Annotated in this window: 17 protein-coding genes; 4 read left to right on the top strand and 13 right to left on the bottom strand. The window is 65.6% G+C overall.

What is annotated here, in order from left to right; genetic code table 11:
* Window positions 1-183: 183 nt before the first annotated feature.
* The 3 genes from APS40_RS18145 to APS40_RS18135 all read right to left on the bottom strand — a co-directional run bounded on the left by APS40_RS18145 (window position 184) and on the right by APS40_RS18135 (window position 6,363).
* Entirely contained in the window at window positions 184-2,052 is a 1,869-nt protein-coding gene (locus APS40_RS18145; protein WP_055048396.1) for an ABC transporter ATP-binding protein, read from the bottom strand.
* A 258-nt stretch (window positions 2,053-2,310) separates the two neighbouring features.
* Window positions 2,311-4,173, bottom strand: a complete 1,863-nt coding sequence (locus APS40_RS18140; protein WP_082434509.1) for an ABC transporter ATP-binding protein — start codon at window positions 4,171-4,173, stop codon at window positions 2,311-2,313.
* A gap of 339 nt (window positions 4,174-4,512) precedes the next feature.
* Complete coding sequence (locus tag APS40_RS18135) at window positions 4,513-6,363, bottom strand: ABC transporter ATP-binding protein (protein ID WP_082434727.1); 1,851 nt, start codon at window positions 6,361-6,363, stop codon at window positions 4,513-4,515.
* Between the two features lie 318 nt (window positions 6,364-6,681).
* On the opposite strand from APS40_RS18135, the gene pepN reads away from it, so the two are divergent.
* Entirely contained in the window at window positions 6,682-9,321 is a 2,640-nt protein-coding gene (gene pepN, locus APS40_RS18130) for an aminopeptidase N (protein WP_055048394.1), read from the top strand.
* Window positions 9,322-9,503: 182 nt separating this feature from the next.
* Window positions 9,504-10,760 carry a sensor histidine kinase gene (locus tag APS40_RS18125; protein ID WP_055048393.1) on the top strand — a complete coding sequence of 419 codons (1,257 nt, stop codon included), beginning with the start codon at window positions 9,504-9,506 and terminating at the stop codon, window positions 10,758-10,760.
* Here APS40_RS18125 and APS40_RS18120 read toward each other — a convergent pair.
* Genes APS40_RS18120 through APS40_RS18110 form a run of 3 tightly spaced genes read right to left on the bottom strand, consistent with a single transcriptional unit; the run spans window position 10,757 to window position 12,108 of the window.
* The gene (locus tag APS40_RS18120) at window positions 10,757-11,143 is read right to left on the bottom strand and encodes a type II toxin-antitoxin system VapC family toxin (protein ID WP_055048392.1); all 387 of its coding nucleotides are present in this window, start codon (window positions 11,141-11,143) and stop codon (window positions 10,757-10,759) included. The two genes, APS40_RS18125 and APS40_RS18120, sit on opposite strands and share 4 nt — an antisense overlap.
* Window positions 11,143-11,385, bottom strand: coding sequence for a type II toxin-antitoxin system Phd/YefM family antitoxin (locus tag APS40_RS18115; RefSeq protein WP_055048391.1), 243 nt, complete (start codon window positions 11,383-11,385; stop codon window positions 11,143-11,145). Before APS40_RS18115 ends, APS40_RS18120 begins: the two co-directional genes overlap by 1 nt.
* A 27-nt stretch (window positions 11,386-11,412) precedes the next feature.
* Window positions 11,413-12,108 carry a helix-turn-helix transcriptional regulator gene (locus tag APS40_RS18110; protein WP_055049719.1) on the bottom strand — a complete coding sequence of 232 codons (696 nt, stop codon included), beginning with the start codon at window positions 12,106-12,108 and terminating at the stop codon, window positions 11,413-11,415.
* A gap of 74 nt (window positions 12,109-12,182) precedes the next feature.
* On the opposite strand from APS40_RS18110, the gene APS40_RS18105 reads away from it, so the two are divergent.
* The gene (locus APS40_RS18105) at window positions 12,183-12,608 is read left to right on the top strand and encodes a VOC family protein (RefSeq protein ID WP_055048390.1); all 426 of its coding nucleotides are present in this window, start codon (window positions 12,183-12,185) and stop codon (window positions 12,606-12,608) included.
* Window positions 12,609-12,722: 114 nt separating this feature from the next.
* Here APS40_RS18105 and APS40_RS18100 read toward each other — a convergent pair whose 3' ends face one another.
* Window positions 12,723-15,494, bottom strand: coding sequence for a bifunctional [glutamine synthetase] adenylyltransferase/[glutamine synthetase]-adenylyl-L-tyrosine phosphorylase (locus APS40_RS18100; RefSeq protein ID WP_055048389.1), 2,772 nt, complete (start codon window positions 15,492-15,494; stop codon window positions 12,723-12,725).
* A 147-nt stretch (window positions 15,495-15,641) separates the two neighbouring features.
* Between APS40_RS18100 and APS40_RS18095 the strand changes: the two genes are divergently transcribed.
* Window positions 15,642-16,250 carry a hypothetical protein gene (locus APS40_RS18095; protein ID WP_055048388.1) on the top strand — a complete coding sequence of 203 codons (609 nt, stop codon included), beginning with the start codon at window positions 15,642-15,644 and terminating at the stop codon, window positions 16,248-16,250.
* 43 nt (window positions 16,251-16,293) lie between these two features.
* On the opposite strand, the gene APS40_RS18090 is transcribed toward APS40_RS18095, so the two are convergent.
* From APS40_RS18090 to APS40_RS18065, 6 genes are all read right to left on the bottom strand, one after another.
* On the bottom strand, window positions 16,294-17,700 hold the full coding sequence (locus tag APS40_RS18090) for a sensor histidine kinase (RefSeq protein WP_055048387.1): 1,407 nt from the start codon (window positions 17,698-17,700) through the stop codon (window positions 16,294-16,296).
* Between the two features lie 2 nt (window positions 17,701-17,702).
* Window positions 17,703-18,374: a response regulator transcription factor gene (locus tag APS40_RS18085; RefSeq protein WP_055048386.1), complete on the bottom strand. Its 672-nt coding sequence runs from the start codon at window positions 18,372-18,374 to the stop codon at window positions 17,703-17,705.
* Between the two features lie 146 nt (window positions 18,375-18,520).
* On the bottom strand, window positions 18,521-20,083 hold the full coding sequence (locus APS40_RS18080; protein WP_055048385.1) for a Do family serine endopeptidase: 1,563 nt from the start codon (window positions 20,081-20,083) through the stop codon (window positions 18,521-18,523).
* A 122-nt stretch (window positions 20,084-20,205) separates the two neighbouring features.
* Window positions 20,206-20,955, bottom strand: a complete 750-nt coding sequence (locus APS40_RS18075; RefSeq protein WP_055048384.1) for a sulfite exporter TauE/SafE family protein — start codon at window positions 20,953-20,955, stop codon at window positions 20,206-20,208.
* Window positions 20,956-21,021: 66 nt separating this feature from the next.
* Window positions 21,022-21,468: a cytochrome c-type biogenesis protein gene (locus APS40_RS18070; protein WP_055048383.1), complete on the bottom strand. Its 447-nt coding sequence runs from the start codon at window positions 21,466-21,468 to the stop codon at window positions 21,022-21,024.
* On the bottom strand, window positions 21,465-23,432 hold the full coding sequence (locus tag APS40_RS18065; RefSeq protein WP_055048382.1) for a heme lyase CcmF/NrfE family subunit: 1,968 nt from the start codon (window positions 23,430-23,432) through the stop codon (window positions 21,465-21,467). The genes APS40_RS18070 and APS40_RS18065 overlap by 4 nt, the downstream gene beginning before the upstream one ends.
* Window positions 23,433-23,468: the final 36 nt, after the last annotated feature.

The raw sequence follows: 23,468 nt of genomic DNA, 5'->3' as shown, positions 1-23,468 counted from the left end.
CCCGTCTCGGCCTTGCGGCCGATCCACCCTCTCCCCGACGGGGAGAGGAAAAGAGGTGATCACCGCGCTCTCCGTGTTCTTCTCCCCGTCGGGGAGAAGGTGGCGCGTAGCGCCGGATGAGGGGAAGGCCCCGATAGCTGTGGCTGTTCCGACGCTCGACTGGAAGACTGAGAGCGCAGGCCCCTATTCCGCCGCCTTGAGGTCGAGGAACCCGCCGGACTGCCGGGCCCAGAGCGTCGCGTAGTGGCCGCCCGTCGCGAGCAGTTCGGCATGCGTGCCCTGCTCAACGATGCGGCCGGCTTCGAGCACGATCAGCCGGTCCATCTCGGCGATCGTCGAAAGCCGGTGGGCGATGGCGAGCACGGTCTTGCCCTGCATCAGGGTCTTCAGCTGGCCCTGGATCGCCGCCTCGACTTCGCTGTCGAGCGCCGAAGTGGCTTCGTCAAGCACCAGGATCGGGGCGTTCTTCAGCAGCACCCGGGCGATCGCCACGCGCTGGCGCTGCCCGCCACTGAGCTTGACGCCACGCTCGCCGACAAAAGCGTCGTAGGCGGTCCGCCCCTTCTGGTCGATAAGCTGTTCGATGAAATCGTCCGCCTCCGCCGAGGCGGCGGCAGCGAACATCTCGTCATCGGTGGCATCGGGCCGTCCATAGGTCAGGTTGGCGCGGATCGAGCGGTGCAGCAGCGAGGTATCCTGGGTCACCACGCCGATACTGGCGCGCAGCGACTCCTGGGTAACCTTGGCAATGTCCTGCCCGTCGATCGAGATCGTGCCGGCCTGGACGTCATAGAAGCGCAGCAGCAGGTTGACGATGGTCGATTTGCCGGCGCCGGAGCGGCCGATGAGCCCGACCCGCTCACCTGCCTTGATCTCGAGCTGCAGGTCGTCGATCACCGGCAGGGCATTGTCGTATTTGAAGCTGACATGGTCGAAACGAATCGCCGCCTCGGTGACGACCAGTGGCCTCGCGTCCGGCGCATCGACCAGGCCGAGCGGGCGGGCGATCAGCTCGGCCGAGTTCTGCGCCGTGCCATAGTTGCGCATCAGCCCGTTGAGCTGGTTCATCAGCCGGCCCAGGAGGTTATAGAGCCGCAGCACCAGGCCGGTGGTGAAGGCGACGCCACCCACGCTGACCAGCCCTTCGGTCCACAGGTGCACCGAGAGAGCGGCGATGCCGGCGATGGCGATGCCCGACAGCATCCCCATGGCGGTGCGCACACCCACCAGGGTGCGCGCCAGCCTGGTCATGGCGGCAATGAAGCTGTCGAAGCCGGATCTGACGAACTTGTCGTCCGCATCAGCGGTGCCGAACAGCTTCAGCGTCTGGATGTTGGAAAAGCTGTCGACTATCCGCCCGGTCAGCACCGAGGCCTGCTCCGCCGCTCCAGCCGAGTATTTCCGCATCCGCGGCACATAGTAGCGCGCCAGTGCCGCAAAGGCCGCGACCCACAGCAGCACCGCTGCGGCCAGCCGCCAGTCGAGCTGACCGACCAGCACCACGGTGGTCACCGTGTAGATGCCGATAAACCACACCACCTGCAGCAGGCTGACCATGAAATCGCCCACCGCCCCACCCGACTGCCAGACCTTGGAGGCAATCGAACCGGCGAAGTCGTTCTGGAAGAAGGTGAGGTTCTGCCGGATCACATGGGCGTAGGCCTGCCAGCGCACCAGGTTGTAGAAGCCGAGATTGACGGTCTGCTCTTCCACCGTGGCCGACAGCCAGGTGATGACGAAGCGGATGCCGAGCGTCACCACCAGCATCCAGACCAGTTCGGGCCCGAACCCGGCGATCAGCCCGGCCCAACCCTGGGCCTGGCTGGAGCTGTCGAGAATGTCGACGATGCGGCCGACATAGTAGAACAGCGCCGCCTCGACCAGCGCCACCAGCCCACCCAGCACCAGCAAGGCGAGGAAGGCGAGCTTGGCCTGCGAGATGTAGAACCAGAAGAACCGCCAGGTCACCGCCGGCGGCTGCAGATCACCGGACCGGCCGAACGGATCGGTCCAGCGCTCGAAGAAGCGGTGAATAGGCTCGAGCAGCTTCATCAGGTGTCCCTTCGGAACCTCAATAGCTTGAGTCCTAACGAAGGGAACGTGAAATCGGGGTAAGGCGCCATGGCACTGAGGGTACCCCCAGCGTCTCCCCCTTGCAGGGAGGGATCAAGGGTGGGGGGTGCCGCACACTCTGAGCGCGCTGCTCCCCCCACCCTAGCTGCGCTATGAACTTGGCCGAGGCAAAGTTCAGCTTCGCTACCTCCCCGCAAGGGGAGGGAGAAAGAGGCGGACCAAAGCCCGCCCCTGTTCCTACTCCGCCGCCTCGGACTTCATGTCGAGGAAGCCGCCGGACTGGCGTTGCCAGAGCTGGGCGTAGTGTCCGCCGCTGGCCAGCAGCTCGGCATGGGTGCCTTCCTCGACGATGCGGCCCTTTTCCAGCACCACCAGCCGATCCATGGCGGCGATTGTCGAGAGGCGGTGGGCGATGGCGATCACGGTCTTGCCCTGCATCAGCGACACCAGTTGGTCCTGGATCGCTGCCTCGACTTCGCTGTCGAGCGCCGAGGTCGCCTCATCGAGCACCAGGATGGGGGCGTTCTTCAGCAGCACCCGGGCAATGGCGACGCGCTGGCGCTGCCCACCCGAAAGCTTGACGCCCCGTTCGCCGACATGGGCGTCATAGCCCCGCCGTTCCTTGGGATCGACAAGGCCGGCAATCACCTCCGCCACCTTGGCCTGCTCGGCGGCGCGGATCATCTCTTCGTCGGTCGCGGTCTGGCGGCCGTACTTGATGTTCTCGCGCACCGAGCGATGCAGCAGCGAGGTGTCCTGGCTGACCAGCCCGATCGCGGCGCGCACGCTTTCCTGCGTCACATCCCGAACATCCTGCCCGTCGATGCGGATGGCACCGGATTCCACGTCGAACAGACGCAGCATCAGGTTGACCAGCGTCGACTTGCCGGCGCCGGAGCGGCCGACCAGCCCCACTTTCTCGCCCGGCTTGATGGTGAGGTTGAACCCCTCCATCACCGTGCCTTCCTTGCCGCGCCAGTAGTTGAAGGTGACGTTGTCGAAGGCGATGCCGCCCTCCTTCACCACGAGGTCCTTGGCCTCCGGCTTGTCGAGCATGGTGATCGGCTGGGCGATGGTGATCATCGAGTCCCGCGTGGTGCCGATCTGGCGGAAGATGTTGGAGCCGACATCGAGGATCCAGCCACTCATGTTCATGATCTGCAGCGCAAACGGGATCGCCGTCGCCACCGCAGCGGCGTTCAGCGTTCCGGCGTTCCAGCTGCTGAGCGCGATCCAGGCGATGGAGATCACCAGACCGGCGTTGAGCAGGAACAGCGTCGACCACATGTAGGTGAACACCCGCATCAGTCGGCGGAACTCGACGGCGTGCTCGTTCACCGAGTCCGCCACATACGCATCCTCGTGCCCATCGGTCGAGAACGTCTTCAGCGTGTGGATGTTGGTGTAGCTGTCGACGACGCGGCCGGTCATCACCGATTTGGCTTCCGACAGATCCTCGGAATGCTTGGCGATCAGCGGCATGACGATGGTGAACAGGATGCCGTAGAGCACCAGCCAGACGGCGATCGGCACCAGCAGCACCCAGTCGAGCCGTGCCAGCACCACCACCGCGACGACAACGAAGATGCCGGCATACCAGACGGCATCGATGGTCATATTGACCGAGGTCTCGATCGATTCCCCGGCCTGCATGATCTTGTTGGCGATGCGCCCGGCGAAGTCGTTCTGGAAGTAGCTCCAGGTCTGCCGGATCACGTGCCAATGGCTCTGCCAACGGACGATGTCGACGAGGTTGGGGACGATCGAGTGGTTACGGACCAGCGTATCGAGCAGGAAGGTGATCGGGCGGACCACGGCGATGACGAGGATCATCCAGAGAAAGGTCTGCCAGTGCAGCTCGAACATCTGCCCCGGCGGGGTAGTGGCGAGCAGACCGACCACGACGCCGACGAAGACCGGCATCATCGCATCGGCAATCGAGCCGATGGCCACCAGCACCATGCGGAGCAGGAACGCGCCGCGGAACTGGTTGACGAAGTACATGGTGAACTTGGTGACCCCCATCGGGGGTTGGGTGTCCTTGGCCAGCGCTACCGGAGAGTAGCGGGCATCGAACCAGGCAATGACTCGGTTGAGCATTTTGAACTCATTTTCCGAGCCCGGCTGACTATCCGAGTCAGGTGAGGGCTCTAACGGATTGTTTTCGCTTCACTTTGGACCAGCTGGCATTGGGGCCCGCGCTGAGGTCGATGAATCCGGGATGATTGCGAGTTTCCATTTGTCCCCTCCTTGGGATGGTTGAAGTTGTGTCTGGCTAGAAGGCGGGGCGCGTGGCGCCCCCCTCCCCGACCCTCCCCGCGAGGGGGAGAGTGCCGGCCAGTGTGTCGGGCACGATCCGGCCGAGAACACGATGCGGCACCTCCCCCCGTGCGGGGGAGGTTGGGAGGGGGGAGGCCAAGTGCCTGAAACTCTCGTTCATCACTCCGCGGCCTCCTCCTGAGCATCCATCTCGATGAAGCCGCCGGACTGGCGGGCCCAGAGCTTGGCATAGACGCCGCCCAGCGCGATCAGTTCGGCATGGGTGCCCTGCTCGACGATCTTGCCCTGCTCGAGCACCACCAGCCGATCCATCATGGCGATGGTCGAAAGCCGATGCGCGATGGCGATCACCGTCTTGTTGCGCATCAGCAGCTGCAACTGGCCCTGGATCGCCGCCTCGACCTCGCTGTCGAGCGCCGAGGTCGCTTCGTCGAGCACCAGGATCGGCGCGTTTTTCAAGAGCACCCGGGCGATGGCGATACGCTGGCGCTGGCCGCCTGAGAGCTTGACGCCGCGCTCGCCGACATGGGCGTCGTAGCCCTTGCGGCCCTTGAGATCGACCAGCCCGTCGATGAAGGTGTCGGCCTCGGCAAGGCGCGCCGCGGCGAGCATGTCCTCTTCGGTCGCATCGGGGCGACCGTAGAGGATGTTCTCCCGCACCGAACGGTGCAGCAGCGAAGTATCCTGCGTCACCACGCCGATCTGCTCGCGCAGGGTATCCTGCTGCACGGTGGCGATGTCGGTACCGTCGATGGTGATCCGGCCGCTCTCGCGGTCGTAGAAGCGCAGCAGCAGGTTGACGATGGTGGACTTGCCGGCGCCGGAACGGCCGACGAGACCGATCTTCTCGCCCGGCTTGATCGAGAGGTTCAGGTGGTCGATGACGCCAGACTGCTTGCCATAGTGGAAGCCGACATCCTCGAAGCGCACGTCGCCCTTCACCGGGCCGAGCGGCCTGGCATCGGGCTGGTCGGCGACGACGCGCGGCAGCGAGATCGAGTTGATGCCGTCGCGCACGATGCCGATGTTCTCGAACAGCGCCGACATCTCCCACATCACCCACTGGCTCATGCCCTGGAAGCGCAGCACCAGGGCCGCCGCCACGGCGATGGCGCCCGGAGTCATGCCGGCAAAGATCCACTGGTTGATGCCCACGCAGACCACCGCGAAGAGCAGGATGTTGTTCATCAGCGGGATGACGATCTGCAAGAACGCGATCATCCGCATCTGCCGGTGCACGGTGCCCATGAACTGGTCCATCGCCTCATGCGCATAGGCTTCCTCGCGCCGCGAATGCGAGAACAGCTTGACGGTGGCGATGTTGGTGTAGCTGTCGACTATACGACCGGTCATCAACGAGCGTGCGTCCGCCTGCGCCTCGGAGATCTTGCCCAGTTGCGGCACGTATTTGACCAGCAGCGCCACATAGGCGGCGAGCCAGACGAGGAACGGCACGGCCAGCCAGGGGTCGCTCATCGCCGCCAGCACTACGGCGCCGGCGAAGTAGACGACCACGAACACCGTGACGTCGAGCAGTTTCATCACCACTTCGCGCACGGCGAGGGCCGTCTGCATCAGCTTGGCGCCGATACGGCCGGCGAACTCGTCCTGGAAGTAGCTCATCGACTGGCGCAGCAGATAGCGGTGCGCCATCCAGCGGATGCGCTGCGGCAGATTGCCGATCAGCGTCTGGTGAATGATGTGGGTGTCGACGATCTGCAGCAGCGGCAGGCCGACCAGCAGCACCAGCGCCATCAGCCCGAGCTTCCAGCCCTCGGTCTGAAGGAAGGTCGCCTTGTCGGCAGTGCTCAGCCAATCGACCAGCGAACCCATGAAGCCGAACAGCGCAATCTCACCAGCAGCGATCGCGGCGCCCAGAACCGCCATGGCGATCAGCCAGCGCTTGGCGCCCATGCAATAGTGCAGGCAGAAGGCGACCAGGCCCTTGGGCGGCTGCGTCGGCTCCCCCTGCGGATAGGGGTTCAGCCGATCCTCGAACCACTTGAACACTCTGTCGATCACGACTGTCTCCTCCGTCCACCCCGGGATGGCGGCACGGCTACGGCCTCAACCTAGGTTGAGGTCAAGCGGCTCTTGCCATCCGAGGGCTTACCCTCTCGTCTGATTTGGATTACGCACACGTCACGCCAATAGCGTGACGGAGGTGCGTGCTGGCGGGCCAGCCGCGCGTCGATCCCAATACCGCCGAAATCGGCAAGGATCGTTCCACATGGCTGGTTGTCAGCCGCATAGAATACACTAACCCCTGGATTCGGCTGTTGCGCCTGCGCCACAGTTGGTTAACGAGTTGATGCAGCGGAGCATTTGATGCGCGGCGAGAACGAAGAGACGGTCTTCCTCAAGGATTATGCCGAGACCCCCTACGCGATCGAAAAGGTCGAACTGGATGTCAGGATCGCCCCCGATACCTCGGTGATCCGCGCCATGCTGACGCTCGTGCCGCGGCCCAATACCCCGCCCGGAACGCCGCTGGTGCTCGACGGCGAAGACCTCACCTTGCGCACCGTCGCCATCGACGGCCTGCCGCAAGCGCTCACCGCCTACGAGGTCACCTCGGGCGGGCTCACTGTCCACCAGCCGCCCAACAAGCGCTTCGTGCTCGAGACCGAAGTGGCGGTCGAGCCGGAGAAGAACCTCCGGCTGATGGGCCTTTACCGCTCCAACGGCACCTGGTGCACGCAATGCGAGCCGGAGGGCTTCCGCCGCATCACCTATTATCTTGACCGTCCCGACGTGCTGGCGCCGTTCAAGGTGCGGATGACCGCCGACCAGGCGCTCGCGCCGATCCTCCTCTCCAACGGCAACCTCGTCGAAACCGGCGCCCTGCCCGATGGCCGGCACTTCGCGGTGTGGGAAGACCCGTTCCCCAAGCCGGCCTATCTGTTCGCCATGGTGGCGGGCGATCTCGGCTCGATCCACGACGAGTTCACCACCGCCTCGGGCCGCAAGGTAGCGCTCGGCATCTACTGCGCGCATGGCAAGGAGAGCGAATGCCTTTACGCCATGGACTCGCTCAAGCGCTCGATGGCCTGGGACGAACGCCGGTTCGGACGCGAGTACGATCTCGACATCTTCAACATCGTCGCCGTCTCCGATTTCAACTTCGGCGCGATGGAGAACAAGGGCCTCAACATCTTCAACGACAAGCTGGTGTTCGCCAAGCCGGAGAGCGCCACCGATGCCGACTACATCAACATCGAGAGCGTCATCGCGCACGAGTACTTCCATAATTGGACAGGCGACAGAATCACTTGCCGCGACTGGTTCCAGCTCTGCCTAAAGGAAGGCCTGACGGTTTACCGCGATCAGGAGTTCTCGATGGACGAGCGCTCGCGCCCGGTGAACCGCATCGACGACGTGCGCCAGTTGCGTCAGACGCAGTTCCCCGAGGATGGCGGGCCGCTGGCCCATCCGGCGCGGCCCGACCGCTACAAGGAGATCAACAACTTCTATACGGCCACCGTCTACGAGAAGGGCGCCGAGATCGTCCGCATGCTGGCGACGCTGCTCGGCGAGGCCGGCTTCCGCAAGGGCATGGACCTCTATTTCGAGCGCCATGACGGCGAGGCGACGACCATCGAGGCCTTCATCAAGGTGTTCGAGGATTCCTCGGGCCAGGATCTCAAGCAGTTCCAGCAATGGTACCTGCAGGCCGGCACGCCGGCTGTCAGCGTCACCGACCGGTTCGACGCCGCGACTCAGACCTACACGCTCGACATCGTGCAGGAGAACAAGCCGACTCCCGGCCAGGAGGAGAAGCAGCCGATGGTGCTGCCGATCAAGTTCGGGCTCATCGGCCCGAACGGCAGTCCGATGAGCTGGAGCTCGGTGTCGGGCGCCGAGGTGCGCGACGACCTGATCGTCATGGACAGCGGCAAGGTCAGCCTCACCTTCAATGGCGTTCCCAACCGCCCGGTGCCATCGCTGTTCCGCGGCTTCTCGGCGCCGGTGACACTGAGCACCAACGCCAGCGAGGCCGACCAGTTGTTCCTCGCGCGGCACGATACCGACCCGTTCAACCGCTGGCAGGCGCTGCAGGACGTCTCGATGCGGCTGCTCACCCAGGCTGTTGCCGGCAAGGCCTGGAGCGACACGCAGGTTGCCGCCATCGCCGACGCCCTCGAAGAGACGCTGGCCTCCAAGGAACTGGATGCTGCCTACAAGGCGTTGGCGCTGGGTCTCCCCAACGAGCAGACCATTGCCCGCGAGATCGGCAGCGATGTTGACCCCGACCGGATCCATGAGGTGCGCAACGGGCTGGTGGCCGCGCTGGTGGCGCACCTCGCCCCGACGCTGGAGAAGGTCTACCTGACCAATGACAGCCGCCTCGCCTATTCGCCGGATTTCCAGCAGACCGGACGGCGGTCGATGAAGAACACCGCCCTGGGCCTGCTGGTCCTCGGCAAGGCCGAGGGTGCGGACCGACTGGCGCGCGAACAGTATGAGCGCGCCCTCAGCATGACGGACCGGCTCTCGGCGCTGTCGACGGTGGTCCAGTCGTGGACCGGGGATGCTGCGACACTGCTGGCGGACTTCCGCCAGAAATACACCGCAGACCCCCTGGTGCTCGACAAGTGGCTGTCGCTCAACGCGATCGCCGCGGACGACGGGGCGCTGGACCGCATCCGCTCGATCCTCGCCGCACCGGATTTCCCGCAGAACAACCCCAACCGGCTAAGAGCCCTCATGGCGACGTTCGGCATGAACAACCCGACGCAGTTCGCCCGTAAGGACGGCGCCGGCTTCCGCTTCCTCGCCGAGTTCGTCGGCGACGTCGACAAGCGCAACCCGCAGGTCGCAGCAAGGGTGCTTACGGCCTTCCGCGTATGGCGCAGCTTCGAATCCGTACGTCGCGGCGAAGCCGAGAGGGCCCTGAAATCATTGCAGGAAACCGGCGATCTCAGCCGCAACACCGCCGACATCCTGGAGCGAACGCTCGCTGGTTAACGGAACCTTACCCTTGGAAGAATTTTTCTTCCGGGGCTAAGTGATTCAATCGACTCACGATTTTGCGCTTCACCGTCATTGCCTCCCGAGACCCCCTCTGGACAGTGACGGCGAAGCGGATTCAAAGTCCCCCTATCGGGGCAAATCACTGGGTCGTCCCAATCACATAGGCGGAGAACTTGATGCGGCCGACGGAGCAATCCGGCGACGAGGCGAAGCGATTCCGCACGCCTGATGGACTGATGCGCGGCAACTGGCTGCGGCGCACACTCATCGGCGTGCTGGAGCGACTGCTCACCCGTCTCACGGGTCGCAAACCGACGGCCGGCTATGCCTCGCTGATCGAAACCCTGCCGTTCGGCGTCGCCTGCTGGGGCACCGATGCCTGCCTGATCGCCAGCAACAGCCGTTTTGCCGAACGGCTTGGCGTCACCCCGGACGCGCTTGCCGCCGGCGCCGCCTACCACGAGGTGGTGAAGAGCCTCGCGCAGGGCGGCTATATGCAGTCGGTACGCGAGGACTGGCAGAACCGGCTGCTCGAACTGCATCGAGAAGACGGGTCCACCCTGCTGATCGAAGAGCGCCCGCTCGAGGGCTCGGGCTTCGTCACTCTGGTGATGGACGTCACCGAGAGCCGCCGCACCAACCAGTTGCTGACCTCGATCCGCGAGGAACAGCGCCTGCTGGCCCGGCGCTACCACGAGGAAAAGCTGCGCGCCGAGGCCGCCAGCCGGTCCAAGACCAGCTTCCTTGCGCATCTCAGCCACGATATCCGCACGCCGCTCAACCACATTATCGGCTTTGCCGACATGATGCGGCAGCAGCCCTACGGGCCGCTGGGCGACCCGCGCTATCTGAGCTACGTCGAGGCAGTGAAGTCGTCCGGCGAGCGGCTGCTCGGGTTTTTCGGCTCGATTCTCGAACTGGCCGAACTGGAAGGCGGTCGCCGCGAGATGCGGGCCGACCGGTTCACTGCCGACGAACTGCTGGTGGGGGTGTTTCGCCGGTTCGCCGGCCAGGCGCAGCATGCCGGAGTGATCTTCGGGCTCGGCGGCCCGTGCAACGCCCTGCTGACGGCCGACCGCTTCGCGCTCGAGCGCATGGTCTCGAACCTCGTCGAAAACGCCGTGCGCTTCACCCCGCGCGGCGGCAAGGTCACCCTTGCGGCCTATGCGGGCAGCGACGGCGTCGTGCTCGAGATCACCGACACCGGCATCGGCATGACCGCCGAACGCCTCGCCACCCTGTCGCAACCCTTCGTCTTCGGCGACGCTGCCCTGACCCGCGACCGCGAAGGCGCCGGGCTCGGCATCGCCATCGCGCGCGCCATCGCCGAGCTGAGCGGGGGGCACCTCGCCATCGACAGCCGCCAGGGGCTCGGCACCACGGTGGCGGTCAGCCTGCCGGTGCTGGCTGACCAAGAGGCGAAGGCGGCTTAGAACAACCGGATCGGGCCGGGATACCCGGCCAGTTGTTTATCCACGGTAAGCAAGTCCACACCCGCGACAATCGCCTGCGCGACCAGCATACGATCGAACGGATCCTTGTGGATCAGCGGCAACGCCAAGACTGCCAACGCGTGTTCACCCAGCACTGGCAGCTCGATGTACCCAGCCTCCAGGAGACCCTCCCGCAATACGCTCGGGTCAAAATCAAAGTCATTTCTGTTCTGGGAGCGCTTGATAGCGATCTCCCATAAACTAGCGACACTGAAGTGAAGCTCCTGCTCCGGGTCGAGGATAATTCGCCTGACACCGTCAGGGAGACGCTCGGGCAGATAGCTCACCCAGAGCAAAAGATGTGTGTCCAGAAGCGTGCGCATTACTTGCCGTTGAACATCTCGGCAATCTCGTCCGCCATCATCGTATCGAAGTCATCAGGCACCTTGAACTTCCCCTTCAGGAAACCCAGGCGCCGCGACGTATCAACCTTCGTCGGCTCGAGCGGGACGATCTTGGCGATCGGCTTGCCCGCCTTGGCGATGATCACCGTCTCACCGCTGGCGGCGCGCTCGACGAGGCGCGACAGGTGCGTTTTGGCTTCGTGCATGTTGAAGGTCGTCATGACTGACTCCACTTAGTCCACTTGACCCTATTCTTCAAGCTGTCCACGTCGCAACTCAGCCAGATACTCCCGCAGCAACACCACACGCCGCGGCCGGAAGCTGGTGCCTGCCGAGCGCAGTTCGGCGATGCCGTCAGCCCGAAACATCCTGAACGCTTCGCGCAGGCAGCACCAGGCGAGCACCGTCAGCGCGCCCTCGGTGTAGACGATGGCCAGGGGCAGGATGGTACGCTCCGAGTGCGAACCGACCTTGTCGGTGTAGCGGATGGCCAGTGCTTCCTCGCGCCAGCAAGCCTGTCGGACAATGTCCATGTCCGGCCCGGCGGCGAAGCGCGCGTCGGGCCGATAGACTTGCGATACGGCATGGAACAGGTGCTGTTCCCGATCGTCCGGCAGCGTGGCGGCAACTTTGGCCAGCACCGAGGTCGCGGCTTTCGCCAGCGCCGGATCGCCCATTCGCTTCACCTCGGCCAGCCCCAGCGCCAGTGCCTCGATCTCGTCGCGATCGAAGGTCTGCGGCGGCAGCGCGTAGTCCTCGATCAGCCGATAGCCATAGCCGCGCTCTCCCTCGATGCGGGCGCCGGCGGCGCGCAGGCTATCGATATCCCGGTAGAGCGAGCGCAGTGACACCTCGGTCTCCTCGGCCAGGCGGGCCGCGGTGACCGGAGCGGGCAATACCCGCATGGCGTGCAGCAGGCGGAAAAGCCGGTCGGGTCGGGCCATCATCCAACTGACAGAAAGTGGCAGTTGGCTCCGGCTATAGCAGGTTGCATCAGGCCAGCAAACAGGAGCCCGCCATGACCATCAAGACCACCACCCATCTCAATTTTCGCGGCAATGCCCGTTCCGTGCTCGACTTCTACCAGTCGGTGTTCGGCGGGAAGCAGACCATCGTCAGCTACAGGGATGCCGGCGCCGTGCAGAACCCCGATGAAGCCGAGCAGGTGATGTGGGGCCAGGTCGCGGCCGACAACGGCTTTCGCATCATGGCCTATGACGTGCCATCACGCCTCGATTGGAACCCCGGCGAGATCCCGGTCTTCGTCTCGGTGCGCGGCAACGACGCCGAGGAGGTCGCCGGCTATTGGCAGAAGCTTGCAGCCGACGCCAGGATCCTGCAGCCGCTGGCCCCGGCCGGCTGGTCGCCGCTCTACGGTATGCTTAGGGATCGCTACGGCATTACCTGGGTGCTGGATGTTGAAGTCGCCTACGCGTCTGCCTGATTGCCTTCGACGCCGCGGAGGTCCGTGGCTCAGTGACGCGAGTTCTGTCGGGACAGCCCCGATGGAGCTTGCCTGGCGCCGCTCCGCCGGCTCTGTCACGCGCCGATCGGGGACCTACAGCCCCTTCGCCCTGGCGTACCAGGCCGCTGCCGCGGCGCTCACCTCGTCTTCCATCTCCCGTACGTCGGAGGCCAGGCGCTCGAAGTTCGGGGTGTTGGTGCGTTGCGCCAGGAGTTCGCGGAACGCCTCTGTCCAACCTTCCTCCTTGAACGGGTCGGTGAGCGCCGCGCTCATCACCTGGAGGACCGTCGAATAGAGCTCGAGGATCTCGGCCAGCCGCACCCCCTCCGGCACGAGACCGGTCTCGGCCAGCCGGCGCAGCACGACGCCGGTCGTCGCCTGCGGGGCGGCGATGGTCCCGCCGGCCACCAGTTGGGCCGATTGGGCGATGAACTCGAGGTCCACCAGTCCGCCGGCCGCGAGCTTCAGGTCGAAGGGGTGGCGCGGCGGGCGCTCCCTGGCCATCAGCGCCCGCATCGCCAATACATCGTCGATGGTCTTGGCCACATCGCGGGGCCGGGCCAGGATCTCGGCCACCGTCGCATCCACCCTGCCGCCCAGTTCGCCATCGGCATAGACGACGCGAGCCCGGCTCAGCGCCAGATGTTCCCAGGTCCAGGCGCTCTCGTGATGATACTGGATGAAGCCGGCGAGGCTGGTGGCGAGCGGACCGGCGTTGCCGGAAGGCCGCAGGCGCATATCGGCCTCGTAGAGCACGCCCTCGGAGGTCGGGGCGCTGAGCGCCGCCAGCAGCCGCTGGGTCAGCCGCGCGTAATACTGGCTGGCTGCGAGAGGCTTCTCGCCATCGGACTCGTCGGCGCCGGCGGTCTCGTACAGCATGATGAAATCGAGGTCGGAGCGGGCCGTCATCTCGCGACTCGCCATCTTGCCGAATGCGAGAAGCGCCACACGGGCTCCGGGCACCACGCCGTGGCGCTTCTCGAACTCGCGCCGCACCGCATCGAACAGCCGGGTCAGCAGCGCTTCGGCGAGCGTGGTGAACTGCTCGCCTGCCCGCACCGCATCCAGCGAGCCGGCCAAGAGCCCAGCGGCGATCAGGAACATCTGCTCCTGGCCGATGATGCGCGCCCGGTCGATCACATCCTGGTAGTCCCGCGCGTCGGCGAAGAAAGCCTCGATCTTGCCCAGCAACGTCTCGCGCCGGCGCACATCGTCGGCGAAGGCTGGGTCGATCAACCCATCCATCACATGGGCGCGGTGGATCACCGCATCGGCCATGCGCGGCGCCGAGGCCATCAGCGCGACGAGCAGGCTCCTGAGATTTTCGTGGTTGCGCAACAGCGCGAAGAGCTGGACGCCAGAAGGCAGGCGCGACAGGAAGTTGTCGAAGCGGGCCAGCGCCTCATCCGGGTTGCCGGCCCCCGAGATGGTCGAAAGCAAAGCCGGCAGCAGTTCGGTGAGGTGAGCGCGCGCCGCCGCCGCCCGGGTGGCGGCATAGCTGCCATAGTGCCACTTCTTCACCGTTTCGATCGCCTTGGCGGGCGCCTTGAAGCCCATACCGGAGAGCGTCTCGATGGTTTCGGGGTCGTCGTCCGCCCCGGTGAACACCAGGTTGCCGCCGCCGGCCGCGAGGCTCTCGCCTTCCGCGAACAGGTCGGAGTAATAGCCGACAACCTGATTCAACGCCGCGCGGTAAGCCGTTTCAAAGGCTCGCACATCCTTCTCGCCCATCAGGGTCCCGATCACCTCGATATCGGCCTCGGCCTCGGGCATCACATGGGTCTGCTCGTCTCGCAGCATCTGCAGCCGGTTCTCGACCCCGCGCAGGAACCAGTAGATGCGAGTGAGATCCTCGGCCGCCCGCTTCGAAATCCAGTTGGCCGCCGCCAGGGCCTGCAGCGCTACCGCGGTGGGGCGCACCCGCAGGGTCTGGTCGCGGCCGCCGGCGATCAGTTGCTGGGTCTGGGTGAAGAACTCGATCTCGCGGATGCCGCCCAGCCCGAGCTTGACGTTGTGCCCGGCGACGCGGGCGTCGCCGACATTCTTGGTGATGTTGATCTGGCGCTTCATCGCCTGGATGTCGGCGATGGTGGCGAAGTCGAGATGCTTGCGCCAGATATAGGGCGCGAGGTCCTTGAGGAACCGCTCGCCCACCTCCTTGTCGCCGGCGCAGGGCCGCGCCTTGATCCAGGCCGCCCGCTCCCAGTTCTGGCCGCGGCTCTCGTAATAGGCGAGCGCCGCCTCGGTAGGCAGGGCTACCGGCGTGGCGCCGGGATCGGGCCGAAGCCGCAGGTCGGTGCGGAAGACATAGCCATGCTCGGTGCGATCCTGCATCAGCGAGGCGAGCCGCTGGACGATCCGCGTGAAGAACTTCGTCTCCTCGCCTTCATCCTTCACGGCCAGCTTCTCGGGATCGAAGAAGGCGACGATGTCGATGTCGCTGGAGTAGTTGAGCTCGCGTCCGCCATGTTTGCCCAGGGCGAACAGCGCCAGCCCGGAGTTCGCAGCCCTCGCCTCGGTCAGCCCGCGCGCCGCGGCGAGGCGCAGCAGCACCTCGAGACCGGCATCGAGCGCCGCATCGGCAAGATCGGAAAGTGCTGCGGTCGATTGCGCCGTGGTCCAGCGCCCCTCGACCTCCGAGACCGCCGCCAGCAGCGCCACCCGTCCCTTGGCGATGCGCAGCTCGCGCCCGACCTCGTCCTCGGTTGCGGCATCGCGTCCTGCTCTCGCAACCTGATCGAGAACAGCCGCCAGCGCTGTATCGGGCGATAGCTCAAGCGCCGCCGCGAACCACTCGGCGTGGCGATCGGCAAGATCTTTGAGGTAAGGGGCTGAAGCGAGAAGCGTTTCGAGGGCGACTTTCATAGCCCCTCGATAACCTGCCCCGCCGCGCATGTCATTCCGGCACAGGCGGAGAGCGCCCCGGGTTATGGTTAGCTAAGCCTAAAAGTCACTGGATTTCGGCATGCGTCTCGCTATGTTCCCGCGCCAGCCAAATCCGTAGAGCTCCGCATGCGCCCCCTTGTTGCCGCCCTCACCGCCGCCCTGATCCTCAACGCCGTTCCTGCCTCCGCCGCCGGTCTCGACGGCATGGGCCAGGCGATCTTCGGCAACAGCTTCAATTTCAGCAAAGCCAATATCGAGAAGGCGCCGGTGAAGGCGATCGGTGTCGGCAAGCTCACGGTGCAATTGCAGCGCACCAAGCTCAAGGACATCCAGAAGGCGTTCGGCGGCACCATCCGGCGCGAAGGGGACGACGCCAGCCGCGCCGACTGGCTGTGCTACAGCGCCGCGGGCGCCAATGTCTGGTTCATCTCCAATGCGCTGGGCGGCTACGAGTTCGTGATGATGGTTGCCGCCGAGACCGCCAGCAAGCCGTCGAAGAGCTGCGACCCGGCGCCTGCCGGCTTCACCGCCCCCAATTTCGGCATCCCGGGTCTCGGCGCTTCGACTGCCGAGCTCAAGGCCACGTTCGGGGCCGCCTCCGGCAGCAAGATCGCCTACCGCTCGGACCGGCCGGGCGGCTATTCCGACATCGCGCAATATATCGGCTACCTGATCAAGGGCGGCAAAGTTGCAGGGATCGGGATCGGCGAGACCTCGGTACAGACGGCGCACTGAGGGGCCCGGGGGCACTGGAAACGGCGGCGCCTCAGTTTACGCCCTACCCCGGCAGTTCGATCACGGCCCGAACGCCCGGCATGTTGTCCTCCAGCCGCAACTCCCCCTTGTGCAGTTGCGCCACCGCTGCCACCAGCGAGAGGCCCAGCCCCGAACCTGGTTCAGTCCGGCTCTTTTCCAGCCGCACGAAACGCTCGATGACGCGGTCGCGGTCCTCAGCCGGGATGCCGGGGCCGTTATCGGCCACTTCGATGCGCACACGGGCGCCGGTGCGCTTCAGGCCGACCGTGATCAGGCCGGCCTTGCCCTCCTCGGGCTCATAGTATTTCAGCGCGTTCTCGATCAGGTTGACGAGGGCCTGCCCGAGCAGTTCGCGGTTGCCATTGATCCGGATCCCCGGTTCGACGTCGGTCTCGAGCCTCAGGCCCTCGTCCTCGGCCAGCGGCCCGTAGAGCTCGGCAACATCGGCCACCACGGCGCTCAGGTCGATCTCGCTGAGGGCGCCCGAAGGCGTTCCCGCCTCGGCGCGGGCGATCATCAGCAGGGCGTTGAAGGTCTTGATGAGCTTGTCGCTCTCCTCGATGGTGGTTTCGAGGGCCTCCTTGCGGGTCGCCTCGCTCTGTCCGTCGCGCAGCGCCGACTCCGCCTTGTTGCGCAGCCGCGTCAGCGGCGTCTTGAGGTCGTGGGCGACGTTATCGGTCACCTCCTTCATGCCCTGCATCAGCTGTTCGATACGATCGAGCATCAGGTTGAGGTTGGTCGCAAGGGCGTCGAACTCGTCGTTGCGGCCGGTCACCGGCACGCGCTCGCTGAGGTTGCCCGACATGATCTTGTTGGAGGTCGACGAAATCGTATCGATGCGGCGCAGCACGCGCACGGCGGTGAGCACCCCGGCCACCAGCGAGAACAGCAGGATGCCGCCGGCGCCCACGGCAAACCATTGCAACAGGATGGCGGTAAAGCCGCGCCGCTCCACCACGTCCCGGCCAACCACCAGGATCAGTCCGCTGGCGAGCTTTTCGGAGCGCACCACGGCATAGCCGGTGCGCTGCGGCACAGCACTGTCGGTCTGCGGATCGTCGAACGGCCGGGGCTTGGAATAGTTGAAGCTGTAGGTCCCTGGCTCGGCCAGTACTTCGGGCGGCAGGTCCGTAACGTTGCCGATGATCAGCTGACCTGAGGGATCGGCAAGGTAGTAGATTCCGGGCCCCGGCTGACTGGCGAGCCGCTGTACCGCGATGATGGTGGCGCGGAAGCCGGAATCGCTGTCCATGCGCTTGATCTGCACGGTCTCGCGGTCGATGGCATCGGTCTGCTGGCGTTGCAGCTGCACCGAGGTCTGCCAGGTGACCAGCCCCAGCAGCACCACTGCGAAGATCACGAAGATCAGCATGAACAGCGCAGTGAGGCGCACCGTGGTGGTGCGCCAGAGCTGGGCGAGCCGGAACATGGTCAGTCGCGGATCATGTAGCCCGCGCCGCGGATGGTATGCAGCAGCGGGTTGGCGTGGCCCTTGTCGATCTTGGCGCGCAGCCGCGACATGTGCACGTCGATGACATTGGTCTGCGGGTCGAAGTGATAGTCCCAGACGTTCTCGAGCAGCATGGTGCGGGTGACCACCTTGCCGGCGTTCTTCATCAGATACTCGAGCAGGCGGAACTCACGCGGCTGCAGCAGGATCACCTCGCCGTCGCGCTCCACCTTGCGGCTGAGCCGATCGAGCGCCAGGCCGCCGACCTCGAAGCTGGTGGCCGCTTCGGCCGGCGACGAGCGGCGCGCCAACACCTCGATGCGGGCCAGCAGCTCGGTGAAGGCGTAGGGCTTGACCAGGTAGTCGTCGCCCCCGGCGCGCAGCCCGGTCACCCGATCGTCCACCTCGCCCAGCGCCGACAGGATCAGTACCGGCGTGTGGTTGTCCTCGGCGCGCAGGCTTTCGATGATCGACAGCCCATCGCGGCGCGGCAGCATGCGATCGACCACCAGGACGTCGTAATCCATCGAGGAGGCCATGGCGTAGCCGGTCTCCCCGTCGCTGGCGTGGTGGGCGATGTGGCCGGCCTCATCCAGCGCCTGGATCAGGTAACTCGCTGCCTCGCGGTCGTCTTCGATCAACAGAATCTTCATTTCACCAGCCCCGCGGCGATCATCATGAAGGGTGAATGGTGAGTGGTGAATAGTGAATGATGCCGAACTCTTCTCCATTCACTACTCACCATTCGCCATTCACGAGGGTCAGGCCCCGGGGCTGACGCCCCGGAGCCCGAATGCGGTTACGACTTGCCTTCGGTGATCGGCAGCCCGATGAAGCGGGTGTTGCCGTCGCGCTGTGCCTTGACCAGAGCCGTGCTGCGGCCGGCGTCCTTGACGCCCTGCACGGCCTTTTCGAAGTCGGCGACCGACGAGACCGGCTGGTTGTTGACCTCGAGGATGGTGTCGCCGACGGCGAAGCCCTTTTCGGCAGCAGCCGAGTTCGGATCCACGTCCTGGATCAAGAGGCCCTCACCGCCCGAGTTGGGCACCAGGGTCAGGCCGACGCTGGTCGGAGCCGGAGCCGCGGGTTCCTCGGCCGGAGCCTGCTGCTGCTCCTCGGACGGCGCAGCGGCTTCGTCGAGTTTACCCAGCGTCACGGAGATCTTCTGCTCCTTGCCGTCGCGCCAGACCGACAGTTCCACGGCGGTGCCGGGGTTCTTGCCGGCAATGGTGCGGCTGAGGTCGAGCGCGTTGCTGACCGACTTGCCGTCCACGGCAGTGATGACGTCGCCGGACTTCACGCCGGCCTTGTCGGCCGGGCTGTCCTTGGTCGGTTCGGTAACGAGCGCACCGGCCGCGTCCTTCAGTCCGACGCTGTCGGCAATGTCACGGCTGACATCCTGAATGCCGACGCCGAGGAAGCCACGGGTCACCGTGCCGTTCTCGATCAGCTGGGTGGTCACCTGCTTGACGACGCTGGCCGGGATGGCGAAGGCGATACCGACATTGCCGCCATTGGGGGAGAAGATGGCGGTGTTCACGCCGACCACTTCACCCTGCATGTTGAAGTCGGGGCCACCGGAGTTGCCGGTGTTCACCGCGGCGTCGATCTGCAGGAAATCGCCGTAGGCCGAGCCGGCGATGTCACGGCCGCGCGCCGAGACGATACCGGCGGTCACGGTGCCGCCAAGGCCGAATGGGTTGCCGACGGCCACCACCCATTCGCCGACCCGGATCTCGTTCTCGGCCAGCTTGACGAAGGGCAGATCGGTGACGCCTTCGACCTTGACCACGGCGAGGTCCGTCTTGGCATCGGTGCCGACCACCTTGGCGGTCATTTCCTTGCCGTCGTCGAACACCACGGTCACCTTGTCGGCGTTCTCGACGACGTGGTTGTTGGTGACGATGTAGCCGTCAGCCGAGATGGCGAAACCAGAGCCGGCCGCCATGAACTTGCGCGGCGGCTGTTGCTGTCCGCCCTGGCCGCCACCCTGACCGCCGCCCTGACCGAACTGCTGGCCGAACTGGTCCATGAAGTCCTTGAACGGATGGTCGTCGGGCAGGTCGGGGAAGTTGAACCGGAACTGCGGGCCGCCACGCTGCAGCTGGCGCGGATTGTCCTTTTCGCCACCTTCGACGATGATCGACACCACGGCGGGCTTCACCGCCTCGACGAGGTCGGCGAAGTTCGGGGCGTTGGTCACGGCGGGCGGGGTAATCTGGGCAGCCGGCAGCAGGGTTGCAGTCTGAGCGGTCGACGGGGCAGTGGCCGCGACGAAGGCGGTGCCACCACCGATGCCGGCGAGGATCGCCAGGGCCGAAGCCCCGAGCCAGCGGCGAGCGTTGAACTTAGTCGAGGGCATGATGATCTCCTTCACTCAGGCACTCTTGATGGCAGTGAGATATGGAGCCCGACGCCTTTCTGCACGGTGACCCGGGTGTTAATTATCGGTAATGTTGCGAACCTATCGGCGCCGCCGGGCGGCTAGAAAAGGGCGGTGCGCAGCAGGTCGAGCGCCACCAGCGTCAGCACCAGCTTGAAGCCCCAGCGGAATGCGGCCTCGGGCACCCGCACCAGCAACCGGCTGCCGATCGCCGTGCCGACGAACCCCGAGAGGATCATCGCGGCGATCAGCGGCAGGTAGGCGGCAAAGGCGAAGCCGAGCAGCACGAACATCCCCAGCTTGAAGCTGTTCTGCAGCGTCATCAGCATGGCGTGGGTGGCGACCAGTTGCCGTCGGTCGTCCAGGCCCTTGATGAACACCGCCACCAGCGGTCCGGTGGCGCCCACCACCATCGATACCGCGGCGATCACCGCGCCGCCGACGACCTGCGCCAGCCGCGACCGCCCGACGAGCTTCGGCTGCGGCAGCCAGGTGGTCAGCAGCACGAAGGCGCCGATGGCGACCTGCAATGCGCTGGCGGGCAGCAGGCTGGCGAACTGACCGCCGATCACCGTGCCGATCGCCCCGCCGAGCGACAGCCACAGCACCAGCGACCACTGGATATGCGCACGCTGCACCAGGGCCCGCCCGCTATTGGAGCCGAGCTGGATGGCGCCGTGCAGCGGCACCACCACGATAGGCGGGAACACCAGCGCCAGCACGGCCACCATCAGCGTGCCGCCCCCGAGTGAGAAAGTGGCGGTGATCAGTGAGGTGACGAGACTCAGCAGGACCAGCGCGAGGGCCGCTGTGAGGTCAAGATCGGCGGGGAGGAGGTCGATAGGGGACACGAGGAGAGCGGTAGCGCCGGTTGTCGAGTCGGACCAGCCAGACGAAACAAGGCGGTGAGATCGGGGCTAGCGCTCCAACTCCTCGAGTGCCCTGACCTCGTCTTCGGTCAGCGCAGTCTGCCCGGCGGCGCGCTTCCGCCGCGCCCCGGCGAACACCACGATGCCGCCGATCAGCAGCACCGCCGGTGCGGCGATCCACAGCAGCAGGGTATGCGGCGCCATCACCGGATTGAGCAGCACATATTCGCCATAGCGCGCCACGAGGTAGTCGCGCACCTGCTGGTCGCTGTCGCCGGCGGTCAGGCGTTCACGCACCAGCACGCGCAGGTCGTGCGCCAGGTCCGCGTCGGAATCGTCGATCGACTGGTTCTGGCAGACGAGGCAGCGCAGGCCCTCTGAGATGGCCCGCGCCCGCGTCTCGAGCACCGGGTCGGCCAGCATCTCGTCGGGCCGCACCGCCAGCGCCGGCACGCTCAACAGCACCAGCATGACAAGCGCCAGCAGGGCCCTCATTCGGCGGCCGCCCGGGCGGATGCCGGCTTGGGCGCGCCAATGCGCAGCCGGCGGTAGCTCAGCGATAGGAAACCGGCGCCAGCCATCAGCAGGCAGCCGAGCCAGATGAGCGTCACGTAAGGCTTGTACCAGAGCCGTACGACGGATTTGCCGTCAGGCTGCGGTTCGCCCAGCTGCACGTAAAGCTGGCTGAAGCCGTAGGTCTCGATCGCCGCCTCGGTGGTCGGCTGGCCGCTGGCATTGTAGATGCGCCGCTCGGCCAGCGCCGTGCGCACGCCACCACCGGGAGCACGAACGGCGAAACGGCCGGTATCGGAGACGAAGTTCGGACCCTCGACATGCTCCATGCCCTCGAACGTCACCTGGTGCTCGGCGATCACCACGCCCTGCCCCGGCACCATGGTCGTCACCAGTTCCTGCTGCCAGGCGCTGGCCGCGACGATGCCGATCACCGTGACGCCGATGCCGAAATGCGCGATCGCCGTCGACCATGCGGTGCGCGGCAGCCCGAACAACCGCCGGAACGAGGTGACGACGTCAGTGCGGAAGAATTTCGCCCGGTCGACCAGTTCGGCCAACGCGCCGAAAGCGACCCAGAAGCCGAGCAGCAGACCGAGCGGCGCCAGCGACACCTCGCCCCCGGTCAGCGCGAAGCACAGCACTGCGGCGAACAGGGCGAGCCCGGCGGCGCCGGCCAGCCGCTGCGTCACCGCGATCAGGTCGCCGCGCTTCCAGGCGAGGAACGGCCCGAACGGCAGGATGATCAACAGCGGCGCCATGATCACCCCGAAGGTGAGGTTGAAGAAGGGTTCGCCCACTGAAATGGTCTCGCCGACCAATGCGTCGAGCAGCAGCGGATAGAGCGTTCCCACCAGCACGGCCACTGTGGCCGTGGCGAGGAACAGGTTGTTGAGGATCAGCGCCCCTTCGCGGCTGATCGGCGCGAACAGCCCGCCCACCCTGAGGGTCGAGGCGCGGAAGGCGAACAGCGAGAAGGCCCCGCCGATGAACGCCGCGAGCAGCGCCAGGATCACCATGCCGCGGGTCGGATCGGAGGCGAAGGTGTGCACCGAGGTGAGGATGCCCGAGCGCACCATGAAGGTGCCGAGCAGGCTCAGCGAGAAGGTGATGATGGCGAGAAAGATCGTCCAGACCTTCAGTGCGTTGCGCTTTTCCATGACCAGGGCGGAGTGGAGCAGCGCCGTGCCGGCGAGCCAGGGCATGAAGCTGGCATTCTCCACCGGATCCCAGAACCACCAGCCACCCCAGCCGAGCTCGTAATAGGCCCAGTACGAGCCCATGGCGATGCCGAGGGTCAGAAAGCACCAGCTGAGCAGCGTCCACGGCCGCACCCAGCGCGCCCAGGCCGCATCGATGCGGCCCGAAATCAGGGCGGCCATGGCGAAGCTGAAGCACACCGAAAAGCCGACATAGCCGAGATAGAGCAGCGGCGGATGGATGGCGAGGCCGATATCCTGCAGGATCGGGTTGAGATCCTTGCCCTCGAACGGGGCCGGGGAGAGCCGCAGAAACGGATTGGAAGTAAACAGCGTAAAGCCGGTGAAGGCCGCAGCGATCAGGCTCTGCACCGCCAGCACCAGGGTCAGCAGGTCCTTGGGCAGGCTGCGCCCGAAAGCCGCGACCCCGGCGCCCATTATGACGAGGATCAGTACCCAGAGCAGCATCGAGCCCTCGTGGTTGCCCCACACGGCGGTGATCTTGAAGATCAGCGGCTGCGCCGAGTTGGCATGCTCATAGGCGAGCTTCAGCGAGAAATCGGAAACCACGAAAGCCTGGATCAGCGCCGCGAAGGCGGCGGCGACCAGGACGAACTGCAGCACCGCGCCCTGCTGCAGGTAGCCGGCCAGCGCCTCGCGCTTCCAGAACATCAGCCCGACAATGGCCGAAATGGCCGAAATGGCGAAAGCCAGAACCAGGGCGAAATGGCCGAGTTCGATGCTCATGCGGATGCTCCTCCGAGGTGCGCCGTAAAGGCCCCC

Origin of the sequence: Devosia sp. A16, from assembly GCF_001402915.1 — a bacterium.
GTDB lineage: Bacteria > Pseudomonadota > Alphaproteobacteria > Rhizobiales > Devosiaceae > Devosia_A.
This window is presented reverse-complemented; position numbering and strand designations above follow the sequence as displayed.